Genomic DNA, 18,054 nt, shown 5'->3' with positions numbered 1-18,054 from the left:
CCGTCTCTTCCTGACGTCGACGGTATCGACGGTTCGTTCGCCCGACGTCATCCGTCGCGTGTGACGTGCCCGAACGGGTGCGCGGGTACCGTCGAGCAACCCAGAACACAACTGAATCAAAGGTTTGAGACGATGACCGAGCCAGCGATGCCGAGAGCTGCACGGGCGTCGTCGCTGGGCGGCTACACGCTTGTACTGCTTCTCGTCGGGGTGTCGTACGCGCTGTGCGCGGGCCAGGTGACGCCGAACACCAGTTCCATCGCCTTCCTGGTGCAGCTCGCGACGGTTGCGATGATCCTGCGGGTAGCCGAGGTCAACGAACGGGCGCGTCGGACGGGATGGATCGTGTTGTCTGTCGCCGGCGCGGCTTCCGTTGTGGTGTGGGCGACCGGCGCTCAAGGCCACGTGCTCGACGTCGTGCTCTCCGCGGCATCCGCCTTCGCCTATCTGGTTGCCCCGGCTGCGGTCATCGCCCACCAGCTGCGACGCCGGCATGTCGACGGGCAGAGCCTGCTCGCCGCGATTGTTGCTTATGTCTTGGTTGGCATGTTCTTCGCATTCCTGTACAACGTGGTGTCGCTCGCGACGGGTCTGCCGACGTTCGGTGAGCGTCAGGATGATTCGTTGACGAATCAACTCTTTTTCTCTTTCACGACCCTGACGACAACCGGCTACGGAAACCTCGTACCGGTCGGGGCGGTCGGACGGACCATTGCTATTGCGGAGGCGATTACCGGACAGCTCTTTCTGGTCATTGCTGTGGCGCGGGTCGTCGCGGGCTGGGAACGCCCGGGCCGCTGAAGCGCGGGCTGGTTGTGCATTCGTCGACGGAGCGCGACCATGTGAACAGTGACGCGCCCACCGGTGCCCACGCCGAACAAGGAGGAACGACGATGGCCACCCTTTCCGTCTGGAAGTTCGACACGGCGACGGGCGCCGACGACGCGGGCCGCACGCTTCGAGCGCTGCACGACGGCGCACTCGTGACGCTTCACGACGCCGCAGTCGTGTCCTGGGACATCGACGACAGAAAACCGAAGACCCGTAGCCTCGACGAATCGCTCGGCGCACTCGGCGGAGCGTTCTGGGGGTTCCTCGTCGGCCTCATCTTCTTCGTCCCGCTGCTCGGAACCGCGATCGGCCTGGCCGCGGGGGCGCTTTCCGCTTCCCTCCGCGACGTGGGGATAGACGACGCCTTCATCGAACAGGTGCGGGCGTCGGTGACCCCGGGCACGTCGGCGCTCTTCGTTCTCTCCAGCGACGCGGTCACCGACGAGGTACGGAAGGCGTTCGCGGGCACCGAGATGGAACTCATCCAGACGAACCTGAGCGAAGAGGACGAGCGGGCGCTCCGCGAGGCTTTCGCGAACTGACGCCCCGTGCGCCGAAGGCGTGGCTCCCCTAGACGGACGTCGGAGCTCGCCCGATCTGGATCAGTGTGGGTGACGGCGTGCAGCAATTCCCCCCGTCGCCCTCGCCGGAGACGTCGAACGTTCCGGATCCGCCGCACACCCCCGTGTCCGGCAGCACGAGCTGGGTGCGCGCCGCGGCGGCGTGGTCGCCGGCGAGCGCCGCGACGACGCTGCGCACCTGCTCGTAGCCGGTGAGGGCGAGGAACGTGGGTGCTCGCCCGTACGACTTGGCCCCGACGAGGTAGAAGTCCGCCTCGGGGTGCGCCAGGTCGCTCGCGCCGGTGGCCCGCACCGACCCGCAGCTGTGCACCTTCGGGTCGACATTGGCCGCGATGCGCACGGGCGCCTGCAGCGTCGGATCGAGCTCGAGGCGCAGCTCCGACAGGAACGACAGGTCGGCTCGGAACCCGGTGAGCACCACGACACGGTGTGCGACGGGAAGCTCGCGGCCGTCTTCGGAGGCGAGCACGGCGCCACCGTCGGTGCCAGTCACGGACTCGATCCGGAAGCCGGTGACCAGGTCGACGATTCCCGCCTCCACGGCCTCTCTGGCCCGGGCGCCGAGCGCGCCGCGCGCGGGAAGTTCGTCGGCATCGCCGCCGCCGAACGTGTTGCCGACGGTTCCGCGACGGAGCACCCAGGTGATTCGCGTAGCCGGGTGCCGCTTCGCGACGCGCACGAGCTCATTGACCGCCGTGGCGGCCGAGTGACCGCTGCCGACGACGACGGTGTGCCGGCCGGCAAACGGTTCGGGGTCGGCGAAGTCGGGGATGCGGTAGGAGAGGTGCTCGGATGCCGCGCGCTCACCGAGGGCGGGAAGCCCGTCGGCACCTGCCGGGCCCGGTTGCGCCCACGTGCCCGAAGCGTCGATGACGGCGCGCGCGTCGATGCGAGACTCGGCGCCGGCAGCGTCGGTGACGTGCACGGCGAACGGCCGACCCGCCCGCCCGGAGTCGACGAGGCCGTCGGGCCCCTTGCGCCCGACACCGGTCACGCGTGTGCCGTAGCGCACCCTGTCACCCAGGACGGCTGCGAGCGGTGCCAGGTATTGCGACACCCACTGGGCACCCGTCGGGTAGCCCTTCGCCGGGGTCGCCCAGCCGGTCGGCGCGAGCAGTCGGGCGGCGGAGGCATCGACCAGCTCGCTCCAGTCGGAGAACAGGCGCACGTGGCCCCACTCAAACACGGCGGAGCCCGGGCCGGTGCCGGCCTCGACGACGAGCGGCACCAGCCCGCGCTCCAGCAGGTGAGCTGCCGCGGCGAGCCCCTGGGGGCCGGCCCCGATGACAACGACGGGTAGTGCGTTCACGGCTTATCTCCTCGCATCGGGCACTCGTATGCATCGAGACTCGTCGATGTATCGACAGATGTCAATATGACTGGCATGATCGTTTCATGACCACGGCACTCCCCCTCCTCGACGCCGATCTCGCCTCCTGCTGCGCCACCGTCACGGGCGGCGCGCTCGACGTCGAGCAGGCCGAGCGCATCGCCCGGGTGTTCAAGGCGCTCGGCGACCCGACCCGCGTGCGGCTACTGTCGCTCATCGCCGCGAGCGACAGGGGCGAGGCCTGCATCTGCGATCTCACCGCGCCCGTCGGACTGGCGCAACCGACCGTCTCCCACCACATGGGCAAGCTCGTCGCCGCGGGTCTCGCCACCCGCGAGCAACGCGGCAAGTGGGCGTACTACCGCGTGGTGCCGGAAGCCCTCGACTCGAGCGCCCGGGCGCTGCTGTCGTCGTGACGAGCCCCACCGCACCCGAGCCGCGACAGCCCGCGCGTGGCGCGCTCGGCCCCCCACGGAAAAGTGTCCTCCAGCGCCGCATCCGCATCATCGTCGGCCTCACGATCGGCTACAACGTGGTCGAAGCGGTCATCGCGCTCGCGGCGGGCACGGCGGCGTCGTCGGCCGCCCTCATCGGGTTCGGGCTCGACTCGATCGTCGAGGTGCTGTCGGCCGCGGCGGTCGCCTGGCAGTTCGCGGCGCCAGATCCCGAAAAACGCGAGAGAGTCGCCCTGCGCGTCATCGCCGTCTCGTTCTTCGGGCTGGCCGCCTACGTCATGGTGGACGTCGCCCTGTCGTTGTTCGGGGCGCGCGAGGCGGAACACAGCACGGTGGGCATCGTGCTCGCCGCGGTGAGCCTCGCCGTCATGCCCTTGCTCAGCTGGGCCGAACGACGCACGGGCATCGAGCTCGGGTCGGCCTCGGCGATCGCCGACTCGAAGCAGACGCTGATCTGCAGCTACCTCTCCGCCGCACTTCTCGCCGGCCTCGTGCTCAACACGCTTCTCGGCTGGGCGTGGGCAGACTCGGTGGCGGCACTCGTGATCGCGGTCTTCGCGATCCGCGAGGGCCTCGAGGCATGGAGAGGCGATTCGTGCGCGGAACCGATCTCGGTGCTGACCGGCGAGCGCCCGCCCCATGAGCACGACGGCCACGAGCACGACGGCACTAGCCCGGCCTAGCGCGCGACCGTCTCTCGCGCAATGAGGGGTTCTTCCAGCGCGGTGCGGCGTACCGTGGCAGGCACCTCAACGAAGAAAGCGGGTGCACTATGAGTGCTGGAGACAAGATTCAGAACGCCGCCGAGAAGGCAGCCGGCAAGGCCAAGGAAGCCCTCGGCAATGCCACCAACGATCACGACACCGCCCAGGAGGGTCGCAACGACCAGTCCAAGGCGAGCGCCAAGCAGGCCGGCGAGAACATCAAGGACGTCTTCAAGTAAGACGCCTACTCAACGATTCGGGCCCCGACGCATTGCGTCGGGGCCTTCGTTGTGCGGGGCGTTCGTCGTGTAGGGCCTCGTGAGGGTCTACAGCGAGTCCAGTGCTCCGTCGTGGTGCTCGAGAGGCGTCGACGGCTGGTCGCCCGGGTCGCCGCCCATGGCGATCTGCGCCCAGACGACCGGCATGCCGGGAGAGAACAGGATGTCTACCCCGGGTCCGCTGTTGAGCGGTGGGATGTTGACGTAACCGCCACCGTTCTGGATCGCCTTCAGAATCTGCTCGCGCAGTTCGGTGATCGGTTCCGGGAGGAAATAGTCTCTGCCGTCGACCGTCAGCCTGTTGATGATCACTGAAACCCCATACTCCTAATTCCGAGGGCGCAATTACCACTCGACGTCACACGTTACCCTTGAGCGAAGGCAGTTCACCGCCTTCGCGTCGATCGCGCACGACTTTCAGCGCAGAAGTTGCCCTAAATGAGACGAGACCGCACGTGGGTTACCTGAAGTACAACAGCGAAGAGTTCGAGTTCGACGACCGAACTGCGACTCACCTGCAAATCGCGATCAGCGCGAAGCTTCGGCGTGCCGAGCACTTCTTCCTCACCTGGGAAATCCACCACAAGCAGGGCAGCGGCCGCCACTCGATCTGGATCGACAACGGCGTCCCCCTGCACTTCTTCTACTCCGGTTCGCGCGCGGCGAGCGTCAACCGCACCTGGCTCGACCAGCTGATGCTGACGGCGGCGACCCCGCTCGGAATGCAGGTCACCGAGGAACCGGCGGAGAAGCCCGCGGTTCCCGAAGAAGATTGAGCGTGCCCGACACCCAGCCGTACTCGCGGCTGAACGATCGCTACCAGATCCTGTCGCTCATCGGCACCGGCGGCATGGCCTCGGTGTACCGCGCTCACGACGAGTTCCTCGACCGGGAGGTCGCGGTCAAGCTCTTCAACGCCCCTCTCGGTGAGATCGCCGAGGTGTCGAGCCAGGAGCACGAGCTCCAGGTGCTCGCGCGGCTGAATCACCATGGCCTGGTGACGCTGATCGACGCCGGAATCGTCGCCAACAAGAACCGCGCGCGATCCCGCATGTACCTCGTGATGGAACTCGTCACCGGTTCCACCCTCAAGACGCTCATCGAGACCGAGCGCCTCACCGGTCTGGAGATCGCACAGATCGGCTTCGACATCGCCGAGGGCCTGCAGTACATCCACGGCAACGGCGTCATCCACCGCGACGTCAAGCCGGCGAACATGCTCATGGTCCGTTACGGCAGCAATGACGAGCGTCGGCGCGCAAAACTCGCCGACTTCGGTATCGCCGTGCTGATGGAGACGCACGTGACCGACTCGGGCGAGACGTTGGGCACCGCCGCCTACCTGAGCCCCGAGCAGGCGATGCGCGACACGATCCTGCCGGCGTCCGACGTCTATTCCCTCGGCCTCAGCCTGCTGGAGTGCTTCACCCGTAAGAACGAGTTCCCGGGCACGCAGCTCGAGAGCGCGACCGGCCGCCTCGTGCGCGACCCCGTGATTCCGACGACGCTCTCGGCCCCCTGGGCGGCGCTGCTGTCGGCGATGACCGCTCGCGAGCCCGCAGACCGGCCGTCGAGCACCCAGGTCGTGCAGGCGCTGGGCGAGCTCATCGGGCTCGAACGCAAAGCGGAGGCGTCTTCCGCAGAACCCGTGGGCGTCGTGCCCGCCGCCGCGACGGTGACCGAGGTGTCATCCGAAGTCTTCGCCCGCATCGCGCGCGTCGCATCGCGGCTTCTCAACGCCGCCATCGTCATCATCGTCGCCGACGAGAACGGCGAGCCCACCATCGTCTCCCACGTCGGAATCGACGCCCATCTCATCGACCAGTCCGCGCTCCTGGTCGACCCGCGCGACAGCCCGAGCCCTCTGGTGCCCGGCAGCTCGTATATGCGACGCGTCACCGGTTCGGTGCTCTCGGGCCACGACAACCGCCGACTCGGAACGATCTGGGTGCTTGACGAACAGCAGCACGTGGCGTCAGCATACGACGAGCAGAATCTTGCGGATGTCGCGGCTCTCGCCGAGCGGGAATTCGAGTTGTCCCGCAGCACCGACCCGGCAGCCTCACCGCAGGGCGCGTAGCGTACGTCAAGTCGGCGCACCGAAATTACCATTGCAAAAGGGTTGCGCGACAACGAGGCTTGTGAGATTGCAAAGCCTACGACGTGATCCGGAGTGCGAAGTGAATCTAGTGTCCGACCTCGAAGGTGCCGTCGACCGCGGCGAGATAGTCGCCCTCTTCCAACCGCAGATCGATGTGCAGACGCGCCAGATCGTGGCGGTCGAGGCGCTCGCCCGCTGGAATCACCCCGAGCTCGGTTCGGTGCCCCCAGAGATCTTCATCCCGATCGCCGAGGAGCACCACCTGATCAATCGGATCGGTGACTTCATGATCGACGAGGGTTGCCGTCTGGCAGCGGACTTCCTCGCCCTCGGCCACCGCATCGACGTGGCCGTGAACGTCTCGGCCGCACAGCTGCTCGACCTCGAGTTCCTCGACCGTGTGCAGCAGAACATCCAGCGACACGCGCTGTCGCCCGCCAACATCACCGTCGAGGTCACCGAATCGCTGCCCATCGCCGACGTTCCCGAGGTGAGCGAACGGCTCGTCGAGCTGCGCGAGCTGGGTCTCGGCATTTCGGTCGACGACTTCGGAACCGGCCATTCCTCCCTCGACCGGCTGCTCGTGCTGCCGGCCACCGAGCTGAAGATCGACCAGTCGCTCATTCGCGACATGGAGGCGTCGGCCGCGCTCCTGCGCGCGGCCGTGCGAACCGCGCACGACTACGGGCTCCGGGTCGTCGCCGAGGGCGTCGAGACCGAAGAACACTTCGAATGGTGCATCGAGCTCGGCTGCGACCGCGCCCAAGGGTACCTGTTCAGCCGCCCCACCACCGAGCACGCCATCGCCCAGCTGCTGGCCGTCGCGTAGTCCGGCGCCCGCCGACCCTCGTGTTCAGCCGTGCCGAATAGATTGATGACGTGACCACAGAACTTACCGACGCCGGGCTCGAATTCGTCTCCGACCGTCACCTCGCCATGCTGTCGACCATGGCGCGCGACGGCGCCATCCACCAGATCGCCGTCGGATTCACTCTGCACGACGGCGTGGTGCGCATCATCACGGGCGACGGTACCCAGAAGGTGCGCAACATCGAGCGCGACGCACGGGCGACCGTCGGTCAGGTCGACGGCCGGCGCTGGATCAGCTTCGTCGGCAACGCCGTGATCGAGCGCGACCGCGCCGACATCACGCTCGCCGAGAACCTGTACGCCGCCCGGTACCGCCAGCCGCAGCCGAACCCGAAGCGGGTCGTGATCCGCATCGACGTCGACCGGGTGCTCGCCTCGATCGGCCTGCGGGAGTAGCGGACTGTCGGGCTAGCCCACCGCGGGCTAGAAGTCGGAGTTCGAGTACTCGCTCGCGGAGATCAGCACGACGAAGAAGATGATGTAGGCGATCACGGCGAGGATGCCGAGGGCGATGAAGACGTAGCTCAGGATGAGCCCGGCCTTCGCGAGTCCTTCGCCCTGTTCGCCGGTGCGTCGGATCTGCGACATGGCGATGTGGCCGGTGATGACGCCGACGACCGGCATGACGAACGCGGCGACAAGAGAGATGATGGCCAGAACGTTCGTGCGCGGCGCGGTCGGGTAGGCGCCGTACGGCGGCGGTGTGGCGGGCGTCGAATACCGGGCGGGCTCGGGAACCTGGGGAAGATCGCTCATGCCCCGAGCGTAGCGGCACGGGCGGTCGCACCGCTTCTATCGCCGCCGAAGTCGCCTCGGTACGCTGAAGTGATGTCTGAACGCGCAGATCTTGTCGACCGATTGCGCGCGGCCGGGTGCGTGTTCGCCGAAGACGAGGCGCGGATGCTCGTGGAGGCCGCCGAGTCGGAGGCCGACCTCGAACGCATGGTCGCCTCCCGAGTCGACGGGCTACCGCTCGAGACGGTGCTCGGCGCGGTCGAGTTCGCCGGCCTGCGCCTCGCCGGGGAGCCCGGCGTATTTGTGCCGCGCCGGCGCACCGAGTTGCTCGTGCGCTGTGCCACCGAGGTCGACCTGGCCGGGCGCACCGTGGTCGACCTCTGCTGCGGTACCGGCGCGGTCGGCGCGGCACTACTCGCCGCCGAGCCGACGATCACCGTGCTCGCGACCGACATCGACCCGGCGGCCGTGCACAACGCGCGCCGCAACCTGCCCGCCGACGCCGTCTTCGAGGGCGACCTGTTCGCGCCGCTGCCTCAGCGGCTGCGCGGCGGCGTCGATCTGGTCGTCGCCAACGCGCCCTACGTTCCGACCGACCACATCGCGTGGATGCCGCGCGAAGCCCGGCTGTTCGAGGCGCGCGTCGCCCTCGACGGCGGCGTCGACGGTCTCGACCTGCACCGCCGGATCACCGCCGACGCGCCGCACTGGCTCGCGCCCGGCGGCCGGCTGATCATCGAGTCGAGCGAGCGTCAGGCAGCCGCGACCCTCGAGCTCGCCGAGCGCGCCGGTCTGAACGCGCGGGTCGCACGCTCGGCCGAGCTCGACGCGACGGCGGTGGTCTGCACCCGCGAGCGCGGGGCGGGAGACCACTAGAGGCGCTTGACCATCGCCAGTTCGAACTCGGCGGGGTCCAACACGTAGGGCAGGCGCGCACCGGTGTACTCGAAGCCGCGCCGCTCGTACGCGGCACGCGCACGCGGGTTCTGCTCGTGCACGTGCAGGGTCAGGGTGACGAAGCGCGGTCTGCACCAGTCCTCGACGGCGGACAGCAGGGCATCCGTCACCCCGCTCCGGATCCCCCGGTACGCGGGCGTCACGTAGACGCCGACCAGCAGCGCCTCGGAGCGGGCCGTCACGTAGGCTCCCATCGTGCCGATCCAGCGCCCGTCGTCGGCGACCGCCACCAGCTGGGCCCCCGCCGGGTTCTCGCCCCGCGCGGCCAGCGCGCGCCACTCGCTCTCGGTGTGCTCGAGCGCCTGAGCCAGCGTCTCACCGAAGGCGTTCGGGGTGTCGGCGAGCATCTCGAGGCGCAGCGCCTTCACCTCGCGCCAGTCGTCGGCGCGGGTGCTGCGGACGGCGAAGGTCACGGCGCCACCATAAAGACGTCGATCTCGTCGGCGTGCTCGAAGCGGAAACCGTGCCGCTCGTAGAGCCCGCGCGCCGCGCTGCCCTGCAGCACGTTGAGCCGGAACGGGCGGGCGTCTCGACGCTCGCCCATCACCCGACGTAGCACCTGCCCGCCGATGCCGCGGCCCTGGCGCGCGGACGCGATGTAGAAATGCTCGATCCAGTGCTCGTTCGGCTCGGAACGCAGCGCGACCGAACCGACGGTCTCGCCGTCGACGGCTATGAGCCGGGTGTTGCCGGCCGCGAATCCGCGCAGGAACCGCTCGCGCACCCACACGGGGTCGAACCGTCCGAGCCGCTCGAGGTCGGCACGCATAACCTCGGCCCTGAGATCGGCGATCCACGCCGCATCCGCCTCGCTGCTCTGCCTGAGGGTCACCGCTGCTGCCATGTCTCCATCCAACACCCCCGCAGTGACGGATTAACGCACGAATGCCCGGCACCTCGCGGTGTCGGGCATTCGCAGGTCGGCTAGCGGTTCTTGTCGCTGGCCTTGGCCTTCTTGTCGGCGCGCTTTTCTTTCAGCGACTTTCCGGCAGCGGTCTTCGGTGTGGACTTCTTGGGTGATTTGTCAGCCATGGTGACTCCCTCGATCGGTTGTGGCGTTAGCCGTCAATTCGCTTCAGTACGTGGATGGGGAGCGCGACGCCGGCGCTCGTGATGAGCAGGCCGGCGAAGAAGCTCGGCAACTGGAGACCCTCGATTTCGAAGGAGTAGCCCATCAGCAGGATCCCTCCGACGAAGAGACCCAGGGACACGACGAAGGCGATGACGTTCATGCTGTGATTCTAGCCTCCGATACGCTGGCGCCATGTCGCCGTCAGTTGTCATTGCCCCCGATTCGTTCAAAGGTTCGCTGTCCGCCCGCGAGGTCGCCGACGCGATCGCCGCCGGCTGGCGCAGCGTGAGCCCCGGCGACGAACTCACCCTCATTCCCCAGGCCGACGGCGGCGAGGGCACCATCGACGCGATCGAGGCCGCCGTCGCGGGATCCGTGCGACGCTCCGCCGGCCTGGTGACCGGCCCCGACGGCCGCCCCACCCCCGGCGAATGGCTCGAGCTTCCGAGCGGCGCGGCGGTCGTCGAACTCGCCCAGTCGAGCGGCCTGCCCCTCATGTCGGCGTCCGACGCCCTCGGCGCGACGACGCGCGGACTCGGCGAGGTCATCGCCGCGGCGCTCGACGCCGGAGCCACGGCGCTCGTGATCGGTCTCGGCGGTTCCGCCTCGACCGACGGAGGCACCGGAGCCCTCGCCGCTCTCGGGCTGCGACTCGCGGATGACACGGGGTCGCCGCTCCCCGACGGTGGGGCCGCCCTCGACCGGCTGCAGAGCGTCGACCGCACGGATCTCCGTGCCGCCCCCGCCGGCGGCGTCGTGCTGCTCACCGATGTCACCGCTCCCCTGCTCGGCCCGGCGGGCGCGGCCGCGGTCTTCGGGCCGCAGAAGGGCGCGACGCCCCCCGACGTCGATTTCCTCGACGGCGCCCTCGCGAACCTGGCGCGCGTGCTCGGCGGCGACGCGGCACAGGCCGGCGCCGGCGCGGCGGGCGGCGCGGGATTCGGCTTCGCCTCGGTCTGGGGCGCCACCGTCGAGTCGGGCGCGGACTACCTGGCCGTGCTCAGCGGACTCGGCGCGGCGATCGACGGTGCCGACGTGCTGATCCTCGGCGAGGGCCGGTTCGACAGCCAGTCGCTCGGCGGAAAGGTGGTCGGCCAGCTGCTGCAGCGGGCCGAGGAGCGTGACGTGCGCGCGGGGGTCATCGCCGGGCAGATCGCGGCGACCGCCGTGGTGCGCGGCCGGCCGGTCTGGACCGCGTCGCTCACCGACCTGGCGGGCTCGGTGGAGGCGGCGATCGCGGAGCCGGCCCACTGGTTGCGCGACGCCGGCGCCTCGGCGGCCCGCCACTTCGGCGCCGACGCCGACTGAGCAACGCACCCGCACGGCCTATCCGGCGTGGCGCTCCAGAAACTCGTAGAGCTCCTGGTCGTCGACGCCGGGAAACGTTCCGGACGGCAGCGGCGAGAGGATGTGGGCGTGCAGCTTGGCGCTCGACCAGGCCTTGCCGCTCCACCGCTGCGAGAGTCCCGAGTCGGGGCGGCGGCAGCACGACTCGTCCGGGCAGGTCGACGACAGCCGGTTCGTCGTCTCGCGACCGCGGAACCACTTCGAGTGCACGAACGGCACCCCGACGGTGATCGAGAACTCCCCCGCGCTCGTGGATCCGGTCTGCGTCGAGTCGAAGAACGTGCCCTCGGGCGTGTCGGTGTACTGGTAGAACTCGGTCGTGCGGTTGGTGCGGGCGAACGCCACGCGTGAACTCCAGTGCCGGCAGACCAACTGGCCCTCCGTCGATCCGGTCACGTCGACGGGGAGGCGCAGCCCGTCGTTCTCGTAGGCCTTGTACACGGCACCGTCGTCGCCGACCCGCAGGAAGTGCACCTCCATGTCGAGGTGGGCGGTCGCCAGGTTCGTGAACCGCAACGCGGCGCTCTCGTGTGTGGTTCCGAAGGCGTCGCGGAAGTCTTCGACGGCGATATCGTGCTTGCCCTTGGCCTCGCGCAGGAAGTCCACCGACTGGCGTCGCGGCATCAGGCAGGCGGCGGCGAAGTAGTTGATCTCGAGCCGCTGCTGCAGAAAGTCGGCGTAGCTCCCGGGCTCGGAGTGTCCGAGCACGCGGTGCGCCATCGCCTGCAGGGCCATCGAGCGCAGCCCGTGCCCGCCGGGGATCGACGCGGGCGGCAGGTAGATGCGGCCGTTCTCCAGGTCGGTCACCGAGCGGGCGGAGTGCGGCAGGTCGTCCACGTGCACGAGTTCGAAGCCCAGCCTCTCGGCCATGCGGGTCACCGACCGGTGGGTGAGCGCGCCGCCGACGTGCCCGACAGCCGCCACCTCCCTCTCGGCGATGTCCTCGATCGAGGCCATGTGGTTGTCGAGCGAACGCTGTCTCTGCCGCAGCTCGGTGTTGGCGCGTCTCGCCTCCTCGGGGGTGGCGATCGCCTCGCGCGAGCGCCGTGCGAGTTCCCGGTGCAGCCCGACGAGCGCCGCGAGGGTCTCGTCGGCCACGTTCTTGCCCGGTCGCACGGCAGGCAGCCCCAGCGAGGCATAGACGCTCCCCCGCTGCAGACGTTCCAGCTCGATCTCGAGACCCGCGCGCTCGCTCGGCGGCGCATCGTCGAGCAGCTCGGACACGTCGACACCGAGGGCGGCCGCGATCGATCCGATGAGACTGAGGCGGGGCTCCCGCCGTCCGTTCTCGATGAGCGACAGCTGGCTGCCGGCGATGCCGACGAGTTGGCCGAGTTGGTCGAGAGTGAGCCCGGCGTCGGCGCGGAAGTGCCGGATGCGGTGGCCGAGCGTCGCAAGATCCTTCATTTGCCGACCATATCTAAAGAATCGGGTTTCTTTCTAGAAGTTTTTCGTGATCGCCCGGTTGTTTCCGCCGCACCATGTAACTACGAGCAAATTTACGCATCGAATTGGAGCACAGGATGAGCCTTCTCGCCCGCACCGCGCCCACCGCCATCACCGCCCGCCAGCAGCACCCGGCCGAAAAACTCGCCCCCGGCGTTCCCGCCGGCGCCGCGGCATCCGTCGTCGCCTGGGTCGCCTCGATCGCGGCCCTGACCACACCCGACGACGTCGTCTGGTGCGACGGGTCGCTGCGGGAGAACGACCTGCTCACGAAGCTCATGCTCGAGCAGGGAACGCTCACCCGGCTGAACCCCGAACTGCGTCCCAACAGTTTCCTCGCGCGCGGCGACGAGAGCGACGTCGCCCGTGTCGAAGACCGCACGTTCATCTGCTCGGCGCTGGAGAGCGACGCCGGCCCCACCAACAACTGGCGTGACCCGGCCGAGATGCGCGCCACGCTCGAGCCCCTCTTCGCCGGCAGCATGCGCGGCCGCACGATGTATGTGGTTCCGTTCTCGATGGGCCCGCTGGGCTCCCCGCTCGCGAAGCTCGGCGTGCAGGTCACCGACTCCCCCTATGTCGTCGTCTCGACCGGCATCATGACGCGCATGGGTTCGGGCGCCCTCGCCCTGATCGACGACGACACCCGGTGGGTTCCGGCGGTGCACTCGGTGGGGGCGCCGCTATCGCCGGGGCAGAGCGACGTGGCGTGGCCGTGCAGCGAGACGAAGTTCATCTCGCACTTCCCCGAGACGCGCGAGATCTGGTCGTTCGGCTCGGCCTACGGGGGCAACGCGCTGCTCGCCAAGAAGGCCTTCGCGCTGCGCATCGCCTCGGTGATGGCCCGCGACGAGGGCTGGCTCGCCGAGCACATGCTCATCATCAAGGTCACCAACCCGTCGGGCCGGGTCTTCCACGTGGCCGCCGCCTTCCCGAGCGCGTGCGGCAAGACCAACCTGGCGATGCTGCAGCCCACGGTCCCGGGCTGGCGCGTGGAGACCATCGGCGACGACATCGCCTGGCTGCGCCCCGACGCCGACGGCCGCCTGCGCGCGATCAACCCCGAGGCGGGCTTCTTCGGCGTCGCCCCCGGCACCGGCGTCTCCACCAACCCCGTCGCCATCGACACGGTGTGGGGCAACACGATCTTCACCAACGTCGCAATGCGCGACGACGGCGACGTGTGGTGGGAGGGCATGACCGACCAGGCGCCGGCACACCTCGTCGACTGGCGCGGCAACGACTGGACGCCGTCGCACGCGACGCCCGCCGCGCATCCGAACTCCCGCTTCACGGTCGCCGCACGCCAGTGCCCGACCATCGCGAACTCCTGGGACGACCCGGAGGGCGTCGTGATCGACGCGATAGTCTTCGGCGGCCGCCGCGCCAGCACCGTGCCGCTCGTGGTGGAGGCGCGGGATTGGGAGCACGGCGTCTACCTGGGCGCCACGATCTCGAGCGAGCGCACCGCGGCCGCCGAAGGCACCGTCGGCGAGCTGCGCCGCGACCCGTTCGCGATGGCGCCGTTCTGCGGCTACAACATGGCCGACCACTGGGCGCACTGGCTCGAGGTGGGGGCTGCCCTCGAAAACGCTCCGGCGGTGTTCCAGGTGAACTGGTTCCGCAAAGACGACGGCGGCCGTTTCCTCTGGCCCGGGTTCGGCGAGAACTCCCGTGTGCTCGCGTGGATCCTCGACCGCGTGCAGGGCACGGCCGACGGCGTGGAGAGCGCGATCGGCGTGCTGCCGGCGCCCGGCGCGATCGACACGGCCGGCCTCGACCTCGCGTCCGGCGACTGGGACAAACTGTTCGAGGTCGACGCCTCCGCCTACCGCCGCGAGGTCGACGGCGTGGAGGAGTTCTTCGCCGGGTTCGGCGAGCGCGTGCCGGCGCAGCTGACCGAGCAGCTGGAGGGCCTGCGCGCACGACTGGCCTGACCCCACCGGCTGGGCTGGCCCAACGTTCCGGCACCCCCGCGCGTCTTGGATGATAGAGGCACTATCCAGGAGGCACGTGTGGCAGAGGCAGCCCTAGACCAACCGCAGTGGCAGCAGGTGGTGACGAGGCTCGTCGCCGAGCGCGGCGACGCGCTCACGCGCTACGCCTACTTCGTCTGCGGCAGTCAGGACGACGCGGCCGATCTGGTGCAGGACGCCCTCGTGAAGACCTTCGGTCGCCTGCGCAACGGCTTCTCGGTCGCCAGCGCGGAGGGCTACGTTCGCCGCGCCATCCTGAACACCTACATCGACCGCGGCAGACGAACGACGCGCTGGCGCAAGATCGCGCACCTGACGGCGGTTCCGGATGTCGCGGACTCCCCCTCGGCGCAGAGCGAATCGCGCATCGACCTGCACGAAGAACTGCGCAAGCTCACGCCGCGCGAGCGGGCCTGCCTCGTGCTGCGCTACTACGACGACCTCAAGGTCGACGACATCGCCGAGACCCTCGAGCTGAGTTCCGGCGCCGTCAAGCGCTACCTGAGCGACGGGCTCGCGAAAATGGCGGTCTCGCTCGCCGAGCCGGACGGCACCGACCACCGGCCTACCGGACCCCGCCCGACCGCACCTCGCACGACCGCACTGGGAGCACGCAATGGCAACTGAACCGAACCTCCGCGACCTCTTCCGGGGCGACACCCCGACGATGCGGCCGATCGACACGGCGGCCGTCATCAGGCGCAGTAAGACGCGCAGGCTGCCCGCGCAGGTGGGCATCGGCGGCGCGTTCGCCCTGGGCATCGGCGGGCTCGGCGTGGCCGGGCTACAGGGGCTGGGCGGCGCCCAGTCGACCAGCGACTCGGCGGTCTCGGAACAGGCGCCGGCCGAACCGGACGGCGGCGCGAAGGGCGCGACCGAGGCCACGTTGGGGGGCGACGCCGCGGGCATCAAGCGCGCGCCGGCCGAGCGCATCAACCTCTGCGGCGGCCCGCTCGCCGAGGTGGCGCCGAGCGCGACCGGGCTCGTGCTCACCCTCGAGTTCCCCGACGCGCCGGTCGGAACCGCGCCCGTCCTCGGAACCGCGACGCTCACCAACACCGGCACCGAGACCGTGGTCGGCTACACGGGGCCGACCCCCGCCGTCACGCTCTCCCAGGCCGGCATCGTGCTCTGGCACAGCAACGGACCGACGATCCTGTCGATCCAGGACGTCTCGCTCGCGCCCGGCGAATCGCTCGAGTTCGCCGCATCCTTCACCCCCGTCGTCTGCGCGACGGAGGATGACACGGCCGAGGCGTTCCGCGCCGACCTGCCGCCGGTTGCCGCAGGCGAGTACACCGTCACCGCGGCCGCCGACGTTTCGATCGACGGGGTCGCCGAGCTCGTCACCGGACCGGGAACGACCGTGCGCATCGGCTGACCGCCCCGATAGGAACACTCAGGTTCGCGCCGCGCTCGACTCGCTAGAATCGCCTCACTGACTGGGGTAACAGCCGAGGAGAAGAGTCGATGAAGTCGCGAATCGTGTGGGGCGCCGCGCTCGTCATCGCGCTACTGGGAATCGCCCCCGCGGCCGCGCACGCGCAGGACCCCGTCGATCTGGCCGGCGCCTACGTGCTCGACCAGTCGGGCGTCGTGACCGGCGACGAAGACCGCATCGAGTCGGCCCTCGACCAGCTCTACAACGAGGCCGGCATCCAGCTGTTCGTGGTCTACGTCGACAGCTTCACCGGCGCCGATTCGGCGGCCGACTGGGCGGACACCACGGCCGAACTGAGCGGGCTCGGGCCCGACGACGCGCTGCTCGCGGTAGCGACCGACGACCGCCAGTACCAGCTCTCTGTCACCGAAGACTTCGCCCTCAGCGACGACGACCTCAACGAGATCGTCGAGAACACCCTCATCCCGCAGCTGCGTGACGACAACTGGGCCGACGCCGCGATCGACTTCGCCGACGGCCTGCGCGGCGAGGGCAACGATTCCGGCGGCCTTCCCCTGTGGCCGATCGTGCTGCTCGTCGTCGCCGCGGTCGGCGGCGTGATCGTCTACCTGCTGGTGCGCGCGACGCGACGCCGGAAGAGCGGCGAGAAGAACCTGCCGTCGGGGCAGCCGACCCAGCAGCAGCTCGACCATCGCGCGGGAGGGCTGCTCGTCGAGGTGGACGACTCGCTGCGCACGAGCGAGCAGGAGCTCGGCTTCGCCGTCGCCCAGTTCGGCGAGGATGCGACGCGGGACTTCGCCGCGGCGCTCGCCTCCGCGAAGACCACCGTTGGCGAGGCATTCGCCATCCGGCAGAAGCTCGACGACGCGTTCCCCGAGTCGTCCGACGAGAAGCGCGCGCTCACCCTGCAGCTCATCGAGCTCACCGAGAAGGCCGACGCCGACCTCGACGCACAGGCCGACGCATTCGATGCGCTGCGCGAGCTGGAACAGAACGCTCCACGCATCCTCGACGAGGTGAATGTCGCGGCCACCGCTCTCGCGGCGCGGCTCGCGGCGACCGAGGCCACGACGCAGCAGCTCGCCGTGCGCTACGCCCCCGCCACCATCGCCACCATCGTCGAGAACGCCGCCCAGGCGCGCACGCTGCTCGCGCTGGCCGCCACGACCGCGAAGAACGCCCGCGCCTCGCTCGCCTCCGGCGGCAACGGAACCGCGGCCGTGGCCGTTCGGGCCGCGCAGTCGAGCGTCGCCCAGGCCACCCAGCTTCTCGACGCCGTCGACGCGCTCGCTGGCGAACTCGCGGAGGCCCAGACCGCGCTGCAGGCCGCCATCGACGAGCTGAACCGCGACATCGCGGAGGCCCGCGCGGTCACGACGACCGACCTGAGCGCCCCCGTGCAGTCGGCCACGGCGGGGCTCGCGGCCATCCTCCCCGAGAGCGACCGCAACCCGGTCGACTCCCTCCAGCGCGTCGAGCGACTCGACGAGGCCCTCTCCCAGGCGCTCACCGCCGTGCGCGACCGCCAGCAGGCCGAGGCGAGCGCCCGTTCCTCGCTCGAGCGCGTTATGGCGAGCGCGCGCACCCAGATCTCGGCGGGCGAGCAGTACCTGTCCACCCGCCGTGGCGGCATCGGTACCGATGCGCGCACCCGGCTCTCGGCGGCGCGACAGGCGCTCGACGAAGCCGCTGCGCTCGCCGGGCCGGATCCGGTCGCGGCGCTGTCGTCCGCACATCGCGCCGCGAGCCTCGCCCAGCAGGGCACACAGCTCGCGCAGGGCGACGTCGACGACTTCTCCCGCTCGACCTCGGGCGGCTTCGGCGGAGGCGGCGGCGGCAACATCGGCGGCATCGACACCGGCGCGCTGCTCGGCGGCATCCTCGGCGGGCTGCTCTCGGGCGGCGGGGGCGGCTTCGGCGGCGGCTGGTCGGGCGGCGGCGGATGGTCCGGCGGTGGTCGGTCCGGCGG

22 protein-coding genes are annotated in these 18,054 nt (G+C 69.7%); 15 read left to right on the top strand and 7 right to left on the bottom strand.

Annotation, left to right across the window (positions count from 1 at the left end):
• Window positions 1-132 precede the first annotated feature (132 nt).
• Both ACLQ6X_RS15235 and ACLQ6X_RS15230 read left to right on the top strand, forming a co-directional pair.
• Window positions 133-801: an ion channel gene (locus ACLQ6X_RS15235; protein ID WP_411701006.1), complete on the top strand. Its 669-nt coding sequence runs from the start codon at window positions 133-135 to the stop codon at window positions 799-801.
• A gap of 92 nt (window positions 802-893) precedes the next feature.
• Window positions 894-1,373: a DUF1269 domain-containing protein gene (locus ACLQ6X_RS15230; protein WP_411701005.1), complete on the top strand. Its 480-nt coding sequence runs from the start codon at window positions 894-896 to the stop codon at window positions 1,371-1,373.
• 28 nt (window positions 1,374-1,401) lie between these two features.
• On the opposite strand, the gene ACLQ6X_RS15225 is transcribed toward ACLQ6X_RS15230, so the two are convergent.
• On the bottom strand, window positions 1,402-2,721 hold the full coding sequence (locus ACLQ6X_RS15225; protein ID WP_411701004.1) for an NAD(P)-binding domain-containing protein: 1,320 nt from the start codon (window positions 2,719-2,721) through the stop codon (window positions 1,402-1,404).
• A gap of 86 nt (window positions 2,722-2,807) precedes the next feature.
• On the opposite strand from ACLQ6X_RS15225, the gene ACLQ6X_RS15220 reads away from it, so the two are divergent.
• The 3 genes from ACLQ6X_RS15220 to ACLQ6X_RS15210 all read left to right on the top strand — a co-directional run bounded on the left by ACLQ6X_RS15220 (window position 2,808) and on the right by ACLQ6X_RS15210 (window position 4,140).
• Window positions 2,808-3,158, top strand: a complete 351-nt coding sequence (locus tag ACLQ6X_RS15220) for an ArsR/SmtB family transcription factor (RefSeq protein ID WP_411701003.1) — start codon at window positions 2,808-2,810, stop codon at window positions 3,156-3,158.
• Complete coding sequence (locus ACLQ6X_RS15215; RefSeq protein WP_411701002.1) at window positions 3,155-3,880, top strand: cation transporter; 726 nt, start codon at window positions 3,155-3,157, stop codon at window positions 3,878-3,880. Before ACLQ6X_RS15220 ends, ACLQ6X_RS15215 begins: the two co-directional genes overlap by 4 nt.
• 89 nt (window positions 3,881-3,969) lie before the next feature.
• Complete coding sequence (locus ACLQ6X_RS15210) at window positions 3,970-4,140, top strand: CsbD family protein (protein ID WP_411701001.1); 171 nt, start codon at window positions 3,970-3,972, stop codon at window positions 4,138-4,140.
• Between the two features lie 87 nt (window positions 4,141-4,227).
• Here the strand turns inward: ACLQ6X_RS15210 and ACLQ6X_RS15205 are convergent, their stop codons facing one another.
• A complete protein-coding gene (locus tag ACLQ6X_RS15205) occupies window positions 4,228-4,491 on the bottom strand; it encodes a hypothetical protein (protein ID WP_411701000.1) in 264 nt (87 codons plus the stop codon).
• Between the two features lie 143 nt (window positions 4,492-4,634).
• Here ACLQ6X_RS15205 and ACLQ6X_RS15200 point away from each other — a divergent pair, with 143 nt between their 5' ends.
• From ACLQ6X_RS15200 to ACLQ6X_RS15185, 4 genes are all read left to right on the top strand, one after another.
• Entirely contained in the window at window positions 4,635-4,955 is a 321-nt protein-coding gene (locus tag ACLQ6X_RS15200) for a hypothetical protein (RefSeq protein WP_411700999.1), read from the top strand.
• Window positions 4,956-4,957: 2 nt separating this feature from the next.
• Window positions 4,958-6,259 (top strand): serine/threonine-protein kinase, encoded by a 1,302-nt coding sequence (locus ACLQ6X_RS15195; RefSeq protein WP_411700998.1) that lies wholly within the window; start codon window positions 4,958-4,960, stop codon window positions 6,257-6,259.
• A 109-nt stretch (window positions 6,260-6,368) separates the two neighbouring features.
• Complete coding sequence (locus tag ACLQ6X_RS15190; RefSeq protein WP_411700997.1) at window positions 6,369-7,109, top strand: EAL domain-containing protein; 741 nt, start codon at window positions 6,369-6,371, stop codon at window positions 7,107-7,109.
• 50 nt (window positions 7,110-7,159) lie between these two features.
• Window positions 7,160-7,546, top strand: a complete 387-nt coding sequence (locus tag ACLQ6X_RS15185) for a pyridoxamine 5'-phosphate oxidase family protein (RefSeq protein ID WP_411700996.1) — start codon at window positions 7,160-7,162, stop codon at window positions 7,544-7,546.
• Between the two features lie 27 nt (window positions 7,547-7,573).
• Here ACLQ6X_RS15185 and ACLQ6X_RS15180 read toward each other — a convergent pair whose 3' ends face one another.
• Window positions 7,574-7,906, bottom strand: coding sequence for a DUF4190 domain-containing protein (locus tag ACLQ6X_RS15180; protein WP_411700995.1), 333 nt, complete (start codon window positions 7,904-7,906; stop codon window positions 7,574-7,576).
• A gap of 72 nt (window positions 7,907-7,978) precedes the next feature.
• Here ACLQ6X_RS15180 and ACLQ6X_RS15175 point away from each other — a divergent pair, with 72 nt between their 5' ends.
• Window positions 7,979-8,761 carry a putative protein N(5)-glutamine methyltransferase gene (locus ACLQ6X_RS15175; RefSeq protein WP_411700994.1) on the top strand — a complete coding sequence of 261 codons (783 nt, stop codon included), beginning with the start codon at window positions 7,979-7,981 and terminating at the stop codon, window positions 8,759-8,761.
• On the opposite strand, the gene ACLQ6X_RS15170 is transcribed toward ACLQ6X_RS15175, so the two are convergent.
• The 3 genes from ACLQ6X_RS15170 to ACLQ6X_RS15160 all read right to left on the bottom strand — a co-directional run bounded on the left by ACLQ6X_RS15170 (window position 8,758) and on the right by ACLQ6X_RS15160 (window position 10,074).
• Window positions 8,758-9,255: a GNAT family N-acetyltransferase gene (locus ACLQ6X_RS15170; RefSeq protein WP_411700993.1), complete on the bottom strand. Its 498-nt coding sequence runs from the start codon at window positions 9,253-9,255 to the stop codon at window positions 8,758-8,760. The two genes, ACLQ6X_RS15175 and ACLQ6X_RS15170, sit on opposite strands and share 4 nt — an antisense overlap.
• Entirely contained in the window at window positions 9,252-9,686 is a 435-nt protein-coding gene (locus ACLQ6X_RS15165) for a GNAT family N-acetyltransferase (RefSeq protein ID WP_411700992.1), read from the bottom strand. The genes ACLQ6X_RS15170 and ACLQ6X_RS15165 overlap by 4 nt, the downstream gene beginning before the upstream one ends.
• A gap of 214 nt (window positions 9,687-9,900) precedes the next feature.
• Window positions 9,901-10,074, bottom strand: coding sequence for a hypothetical protein (locus ACLQ6X_RS15160; RefSeq protein ID WP_411700991.1), 174 nt, complete (start codon window positions 10,072-10,074; stop codon window positions 9,901-9,903).
• 32 nt (window positions 10,075-10,106) lie between these two features.
• Between ACLQ6X_RS15160 and ACLQ6X_RS15155 the strand changes: the two genes are divergently transcribed.
• On the top strand, window positions 10,107-11,222 hold the full coding sequence (locus ACLQ6X_RS15155) for a glycerate kinase (RefSeq protein ID WP_411700990.1): 1,116 nt from the start codon (window positions 10,107-10,109) through the stop codon (window positions 11,220-11,222).
• Window positions 11,223-11,240: 18 nt separating this feature from the next.
• Here the strand turns inward: ACLQ6X_RS15155 and ACLQ6X_RS15150 are convergent, their stop codons facing one another.
• Window positions 11,241-12,668, bottom strand: coding sequence for a helix-turn-helix domain-containing protein (locus ACLQ6X_RS15150; protein WP_411700989.1), 1,428 nt, complete (start codon window positions 12,666-12,668; stop codon window positions 11,241-11,243).
• Window positions 12,669-12,784: 116 nt separating this feature from the next.
• Between ACLQ6X_RS15150 and ACLQ6X_RS15145 the strand changes: the two genes are divergently transcribed.
• From ACLQ6X_RS15145 to ACLQ6X_RS15130, 4 genes are all read left to right on the top strand, one after another.
• Window positions 12,785-14,644: a phosphoenolpyruvate carboxykinase (GTP) gene (locus ACLQ6X_RS15145; protein ID WP_411700988.1), complete on the top strand. Its 1,860-nt coding sequence runs from the start codon at window positions 12,785-12,787 to the stop codon at window positions 14,642-14,644.
• Between the two features lie 78 nt (window positions 14,645-14,722).
• Window positions 14,723-15,310 carry a sigma-70 family RNA polymerase sigma factor gene (locus ACLQ6X_RS15140; protein ID WP_411700987.1) on the top strand — a complete coding sequence of 196 codons (588 nt, stop codon included), beginning with the start codon at window positions 14,723-14,725 and terminating at the stop codon, window positions 15,308-15,310.
• Window positions 15,300-16,064 (top strand): hypothetical protein, encoded by a 765-nt coding sequence (locus tag ACLQ6X_RS15135; protein WP_411700986.1) that lies wholly within the window; start codon window positions 15,300-15,302, stop codon window positions 16,062-16,064. Before ACLQ6X_RS15140 ends, ACLQ6X_RS15135 begins: the two co-directional genes overlap by 11 nt.
• Window positions 16,065-16,153: 89 nt before the next feature.
• Window positions 16,154-18,054 (top strand): TPM domain-containing protein (locus ACLQ6X_RS15130; protein ID WP_411700985.1); only part of this gene is annotated, 1,901 nt, incomplete at its 3' end.

Origin of the sequence: Conyzicola sp., from assembly GCF_046714715.1 — a bacterium.
In the GTDB taxonomy this organism is placed as follows: Bacteria; Actinomycetota; Actinomycetes; order Actinomycetales; family Microbacteriaceae; genus Conyzicola.
Note: the sequence above shows the minus strand (reverse complement) of the source record. Positions and strands in the feature narration are given on the sequence as shown.

Coding starts and splice junctions, on each gene's coding strand:
- ACLQ6X_RS15155 (WP_411700990.1), top strand. CDS start 10,107: ATGTCGCCGTCAGTTGTCATTGCCCCCGATTCGTTCAAAGGTTCGCTG.
- ACLQ6X_RS15160 (WP_411700991.1), bottom strand. CDS start 10,074: ATGAACGTCATCGCCTTCGTCGTGTCCCTGGGTCTCTTCGTCGGAGGG.
- ACLQ6X_RS15145 (WP_411700988.1), top strand. CDS start 12,785: ATGAGCCTTCTCGCCCGCACCGCGCCCACCGCCATCACCGCCCGCCAG.
- ACLQ6X_RS15175 (WP_411700994.1), top strand. CDS start 7,979: ATGTCTGAACGCGCAGATCTTGTCGACCGATTGCGCGCGGCCGGGTGC.
- ACLQ6X_RS15180 (WP_411700995.1), bottom strand. CDS start 7,906: ATGAGCGATCTTCCCCAGGTTCCCGAGCCCGCCCGGTATTCGACGCCC.
- ACLQ6X_RS15220 (WP_411701003.1), top strand. CDS start 2,808: ATGACCACGGCACTCCCCCTCCTCGACGCCGATCTCGCCTCCTGCTGC.
- ACLQ6X_RS15150 (WP_411700989.1), bottom strand. CDS start 12,668: ATGAAGGATCTTGCGACGCTCGGCCACCGCATCCGGCACTTCCGCGCC.
- ACLQ6X_RS15135 (WP_411700986.1), top strand. CDS start 15,300: ATGGCAACTGAACCGAACCTCCGCGACCTCTTCCGGGGCGACACCCCG.
- ACLQ6X_RS15210 (WP_411701001.1), top strand. CDS start 3,970: ATGAGTGCTGGAGACAAGATTCAGAACGCCGCCGAGAAGGCAGCCGGC.
- ACLQ6X_RS15230 (WP_411701005.1), top strand. CDS start 894: ATGGCCACCCTTTCCGTCTGGAAGTTCGACACGGCGACGGGCGCCGAC.
- ACLQ6X_RS15235 (WP_411701006.1), top strand. CDS start 133: ATGACCGAGCCAGCGATGCCGAGAGCTGCACGGGCGTCGTCGCTGGGC.
- ACLQ6X_RS15165 (WP_411700992.1), bottom strand. CDS start 9,686: ATGGCAGCAGCGGTGACCCTCAGGCAGAGCAGCGAGGCGGATGCGGCG.